The sequence below is a fragment of the Chitinophaga sp. CF118 genome (assembly GCF_900112615.1).
GTDB lineage: Bacteria > Bacteroidota > Bacteroidia > Chitinophagales > Chitinophagaceae > Chitinophaga.
Genome location: NZ_FOMK01000017.1, coordinates 21,356 through 28,001 on the forward strand (window position 1 = coordinate 21,356; position 6,646 = coordinate 28,001).

The 6,646-nt window shown below is 45.5% G+C and carries 2 protein-coding genes; both read right to left on the reverse strand.

Features of this window, described 5'->3' with window-relative positions:
* Positions 1 to 135 precede the first annotated feature (135 nt).
* Complete coding sequence (locus BM176_RS31835; protein WP_090108461.1) at positions 136 to 1,611, reverse strand: glutamate synthase subunit beta; 1,476 nt, start codon at positions 1,609 to 1,611, stop codon at positions 136 to 138.
* A 23-nt stretch (positions 1,612 to 1,634) separates the two neighbouring features.
* Positions 1,635 to 6,164 carry a glutamate synthase large subunit gene (gene gltB, locus BM176_RS31840; protein ID WP_090108462.1) on the reverse strand — a complete coding sequence of 1,510 codons (4,530 nt, stop codon included), beginning with the start codon at positions 6,162 to 6,164 and terminating at the stop codon, positions 1,635 to 1,637.
* Positions 6,165 to 6,646 lie beyond the last annotated feature (482 nt).

Genomic DNA, 6,646 nt, shown 5'->3' on the forward strand with positions numbered 1-6,646 from the left:
ATTATCCAACAGGGAAAAAATATAGGCCGGGTAAAAACCCGGCCCGGCTGAAGGTTACAACAAAATCTAAACCTGCTTATGAGAAAGTTTAAATCAAGACTTCAAATATTATTACGTGTATACGTATTGTTCATTTTATACTGCCAGTGCCTGTAAAGAATGATCTTTACTTTCCAGCTGAGAGCTACCCATCAGGAACTCATCAACTTTTCTGGCACACTCGCGGCCTTCACTGATGGCCCATACTACCAGGGATTGACCACGACGCATGTCGCCGGCAGCAAATACCTTGGGAATAGAAGTCTGGAATGCCCTCTCTCCTGCTTTCACATTTCCTCTTTCATCTTTTTCTACACCCAGTTCATCCAGTAAACCGGTATGCTGAGGGTGTAAGAAACCCATAGCGAGGAAAGCTAGTTCACAAGGCAGTACCTCTTCAGTACCAGCTACTTCTTTGAAACTACCGGGACGTCCATCAGGACCTAAGGACCATTCGAGCTTCACTATTTTCAATCCTGTCAGATTACCCTTCTCATCTCCTACAAACTCTTTGGTACCAATTGCCCAATGACGTGCAGCGCCTTCTTCATGAGAAGAAGATGTTTTCAACACCATTGGATAAGTAGGCCATGGCATATAAGGAGTACGTTCTCCCGGAGGTTTTGGTAATAATTCCAGTTGAGTAACACCTATTGCACCATGACGGTTAGATGTACCAACACAGTCGGAACCAGTATCACCACCACCAATCACTACTACATTCTTTCCGGTAGCCATGATATCTTCTCCTATCACCGGCAGATTGCTTACGCGTTTGTTCTGCTGTTTCAGGAAGTCCATTGCATAATGTACACCTTTGAAATGACGGCCAGGAATGCTCAGATCGCGTGGGATAGTGGAACCACCAGCCAATACAATTGCATTGTATTCACGCAGCAGATCATTCACGCTTACATTCACACCTACGTTAGCATTGCATTGGAATACCACGCCTTCTTCTTCCATCAGTTTAATACGACGGTCGATCACCCATTTTTCCAGTTTGAAATCGGGAATACCATAGCGGAGTAAACCACCTGGAGCATCGTCTCTTTCAAACACAGTTACCTGGTGTCCGGCATAATTCAGCTGTGCAGCAGCAGCAAGTCCCGCAGGACCAGAGCCGATAACAGCTATTTTCTTACCAGTACGTACACGAGGAGCTTTCGCTTGTACCAGGCCTTTATCAAAAGCTATCTCAATAATATGACGTTCAATTTCTTCAATAGCCACGGGAGGCTGATTGATACCTAATACACAGGAGCTTTCGCATGGCGCCGGACAAATACGACCGGTAAATTCCGGAAAGTTGTTCGTGCTGCTTAATATATCATACGCTTCCTGCCATTCTTTATTATATACAGCATCATTAAACTCTGGGATCACATTACCCAGCGGGCAACCGCTGTGGCAAAAAGGAACACCACAATTCATACAGCGTGCAGACTGCTGATTCAGTTTGCTATCTGAATATTTTTCGATGAATTCGTTATAATTCTGGACTCTTTCCTGTGGAGCCACTTTACCTGGCAGCTCTCTTGTAAATTCCAGGAATCCTGTTGGTTTGCCCATTTCTTTTTGTTAGAATGTTAGTACTACTTCCCTACTTTCTGCGTCTGTGTTTTTGACGCATTTAATACAGCCTTGTATTCTTTAGGGAATACTTTCACAAAATGACGCAGCTGATTTTCCCAGTCCTTTAATATGAACTTGGCAACTGTGCTGTTTGTGTATGCATGATGTTTGGTTATCAGGTCCTGCAGGATGGTGATATCTTCCTGATCCAGCGGATCGAGGTCAATCATCTCCAGGTTGCAACGGCTGGCGAAACTACCTTTCACATCATATACATACGCAATACCACCACTCATGCCAGCACCGAAGTTTCGGCCGGTTTCACCCAGGATCACTGCTTTACCACCGGTCATATATTCACAACCATGGTCGCCAACACCTTCTGTCACAATAGTAGCACCGGAGTTACGTACACAGAAACGTTCACCTGCTTTACCGCGGATGTAAGCTTCTCCGGAGGTAGCCCCGTAGAAAGCAACGTTACCGGCAATGATATTTTCTTCTGCTTTGAAACCAGCTTCAGCAGGTGGGAAAAGGATCAGTTTTGCTCCGGAAAGACCTTTACCAAAATAATCATTTGCTTCACCTTCCAGTTCCAGGGTAACACCTTTTGTATTAAAGGCCCCAAAACTCTGGCCGGCAGAACCTATAAATTTATAATGGATAGTATCTTCCGGTAAGCCATCACCCTTATAACGTTTGGATATTTCGTTACTGAGGATGGTACCTGTAGCACGATCTGTATTCTTAACCGGAAACTGCTGATATACACGGGATTTCTTCTCAAGTGCCGGCTGTGCTGCTTTTAAAAGCTGCCAGTCAATCACTTCACTGATACCATGATCCTGTTCTTCCTGTTTGTACAAGCCAACTTCAGGACCGGCTGGTTCTTTATATAATACCTGGGAAAGATCCAGGTGTTTGTATTTCCAGTGAGTGATATTTTCACGAACCTGTAAGTTATCTACCTGGCCCACCATTTCTACAACAGTACGGAAACCGAGGTCCGCCATTATTTCACGGAATTCTTCTACCAGGAAATTAAACAGGTTCACTACATTCTCAGCATCCCCGTTAAAGCGTTTACGCAATTCAGGATCTTGGGTAGCCACGCCCACAGGGCAGGTATTCAGATGGCATTTACGCATCATGATACAACCTTCTGCCACCAGCGCAGCAGTAGCCACACCCCATTCTTCAGCTCCCAATAAGGTAGCGATAGCAATATCACGGCCGGTTTTCAACTGACCATCGGTTTGTACCACTACGCGGCCGCGTAGTTTGTTCTTTACAAGTGTCTGATGTGTTTCTGCCAGACCCAGTTCCCAGGGCAACCCGGCATGTTTCACAGAACTGATAGGAGAAGCACCGGTACCACCATCATGACCTGCAATGAGTACCACATCTGCCTTAGCTTTAGCTACACCCGCAGCGATGGTGCCTACCCCTGCTTTGGATACCAGTTTAACACTGATACGTGCTGCACGGTTAGCATTCTTGAGGTCAAAGATCAATTGTGCAAGATCTTCAATAGAGTAAATGTCGTGATGCGGAGGAGGGGAAATTAATCCTACTCCTGGTGTAGCGTGGCGCACTTTAGCGATCCACTCATCCACCTTATGGCCGGGTAGCTGGCCACCCTCTCCGGGTTTAGCTCCCTGTGCCATCTTAATCTGGAGCTCATCCGCATTTGTAAGGTAGTTGCTGGTAACACCGAAACGGGCACTGGCTACCTGTTTGATAGAAGAGCGCATGCTATCACCATTAGGTAATAATTCATAGCGCAATTCATCTTCTCCACCCTCACCTGTATTGCTCTTGGCACCAATACGGTTCATTGCAATAGCCAGTGTAGAGTGAGCTTCGTGAGAGATAGAACCAAAACTCATTGCACCGGTAGCGAAACGCTTCAGAATGCTCTGTGCAGATTCTACTTCTTCAATAGGAACAGAAGGACGGGTACGTTTGAAAGCGAAGAGACTACGGAGTGTAGCTGCTTTTTCACCCTGATCGTTTACCGCCTTTGAATATTTTTTGAATGTGCTGTAATCGCCCATGCGGGTAGCATATTGCAGCAGGTGAATCGTCGTTGGATTAAAGAGATGGAACTCGCCTTTACGTTTCCACTGGTAAATACCTCCTGTAGTGAGGCGTTGTACCGGTGTTTCTTTACGGCCATATCCCATCCAGTGTTTTGCCAGTGTTTCGCGGGCAATTTCATCCGGACCCATACCCTGTAAGCGGGAAACGGCACCGGTGAAATATTTATCCACTACCTGACGGTTGATACCAAGGATTTCAAAGATCTGTGCACCCTGGTAAGACTGCAGAGTAGAGATTCCCATTTTAGAGAACACTTTGAATAAACCTTCGCAAACTGCTTTGATGTAGTTCTTTTTCAGTTTATCCACGTCGTAGTCAGTTTCCAGCTTACCGTTGAGCTTCATATCGCGGATAGTGCTCAGCGCCAGGTAAGGGTTTATAGCAGTAACGCCAAAACCTAACAGACAGGCAAAATGATGTACTTCCCATACGTCCCCGGCTTCCACGATGAGCCCTACCTGGCCACGGTATCCTTTGCGGATCAGGTGGTGATGTACTGCAGAAGCAGCCAGCAGGGAAGGTATCGCAGCATGTTCGGAGTCGATAGCCCTGTCAGACAGGATAATCACTTCGAAACCATCTTCTACAGCATCTACTGCATAACGGCAAAGACGTTGCAGTCCTTTTTCAAGAGACCCCGGCTTTTCGTCTGCACGGAAATAAGTGTGCAGCGTTTTTGCCTGGAACAGACCTGTATCTATACTGCGGATTTTTTCCAGTTCAAAGTTGTTCAGGATGGGATGACGCAACGCCAGTCCATGACAGTGCAGCGGATCTTCATCCAGCAGGTTACCATTATTACCTACGAAAGTAGCAAGAGACATTACCAGTCTTTCACGGATAGGATCGATAGGTGGATTCGTTACCTGTGCGAACAGCTGTTTGAAGTAGCTGCTCAGATGTTGTGGCTGATCGCTGAGTACAGCCAGCGGAACATCGGTACCCATAGAACCGATAGGCTCTTTACCATCCAATGCCATTGGAGCAATAATGGTTTCGAGGTCCTCGGAAGAGTAACCGAAAGCGCGCTGGTATTTAAAGATCTGATCATGTTCCAGGTGACTGAAAGTTACCCTTGGTTCAGACAGTTCTTCCAGGCGGATCTTATATTTATTCAGCCATTCGCCGTAAGGTTGCTGAGAACAGATGGTCTGTTTCAGTTCCTCATCGCCGATAATGCGGCCCTGTTCCATGTCCACAATGAACATTCTGCCGGGCTGCAGGCGGCCTTTTTCTTTTACGTTCTTAGGATCGATTGGTAATACACCTGCTTCAGAAGCCATGATTACGCGATCGTCTTTAGTAATTACAAAGCGGGCGGGCCTCAGACCATTACGGTCAAGGGTACCACCAATGATCTTACCATCTGTAAAGGAGATACAGGCAGGACCATCCCAGGGTTCCATAAGGGAAGCGTGGTACTCGTAGAAGGATTTCTTCACAGGGTCCATTGCTTCGTTACCATCCCAGGCTTCCGGAATCAGCATCATCATTACATGCGGCAGAGAGCGACCAGTCAGCATTAATAATTCTACCACATTATCAAGGCTGGCAGAATCTGACTGACCTTCTTCTACGATAGGAAGGATCATATCCATTTCTTCCTGAGAGAAGAATTTGGAAAAGAAGTCTTTCTCACCGGCTCGTAACCAGTTGAGGTTTCCTTTCAGCGTATTGATCTCACCATTATGCGCAATGTAGCGGTAAGGGTGGGCCAGGCGCCAGCTAGGGAAAGTATTGGTTGCAAAGCGGGAGTGGATGAGCGCAAAAGCGGACACCATTTTCTCATCGCTGAGGTCTGCATAATAATGGCGTACCTGGTAAGTGGTCAGCTGACCTTTATATACAATCGTTTTAGTAGAGAGAGATGGTATATAAAACAGTGCCTTTTCTTTAGGTACGGTGTTACGAACTGTTTTGGAAACATAATTACGCAAAACAAAAAGTTTGCGTTCAAAGGCATCATTATCAGTTATATGATAAGGGCAGGCGATGAACACCTGTTCAATTTCAGGTTCTACAGAAAGAGCTCCTTCACCGATGCCGTCCGGACGAACAGGCACTTTACGATAACCAAGAATTTCAAGTCCCAGTTTTTCCGCCGCTCGGTTAATAATCTCACGACATTCTTCTCTCCATCGGGGTTCCTTAGGAAAGAAGATCATACCTACTCCATATTTACCAAATTCGGGGAGACTAATGCCGATTTTCAGACATTCGTCGTACAAAAATTCATGTGGCAACTGAATCAGGATCCCCGCCCCGTCACCAGTGTTTTGCTCACAGCCACATGCACCGCGATGCTCCATGTTTTCCAACATGGTCAGCGCATCCCTTATGATCTGATGCGATTTACGACCCTTAATATGGGCTGTAAATCCTGTTCCGCAGGCATCATGTTCATAATCCGGGTGGTACAGTCCTTGCAATTGCTTCACTTCTTGCATTCGTTTAGATTTTTTGACCTTGGCACACCTATCCAGCGATTGTAACGCGGGTGAGGTACCGTAATTTTGTATCGGGAATGGTATAAAGATACTAAAGGAATACGGTAAATTTTATCAAAACTTTCGTATTAGGGTCAAAATTTAGAAAAGATTAAAAAACTATGTGCTTTTGTTAGAATTATATAAGAAGTGATGGCTTAAGTGGTCTGATTTTACCTTTGAAAGACAATGTTAACTGTTAAAAAGATATAATGTGTTGGGCAGTAAGCGGCTAGTAGAGGGCATAAGCTTGCTATAGCAACAAAATAGGAAGAGCTGTAAGGGGGCTATTTGATTCGAAAAGGGCAAACCTTACTGAGCGTAGAAAGACGGTAGCTTATATAATGAAGAGGCTGACTAAAAAGGTCAGTTTCTATAAAAACTAAAAAATATATGGCCCGCCCTGGCGGGTCATATATTTTTTAGTACCTGTTGGTATCAAT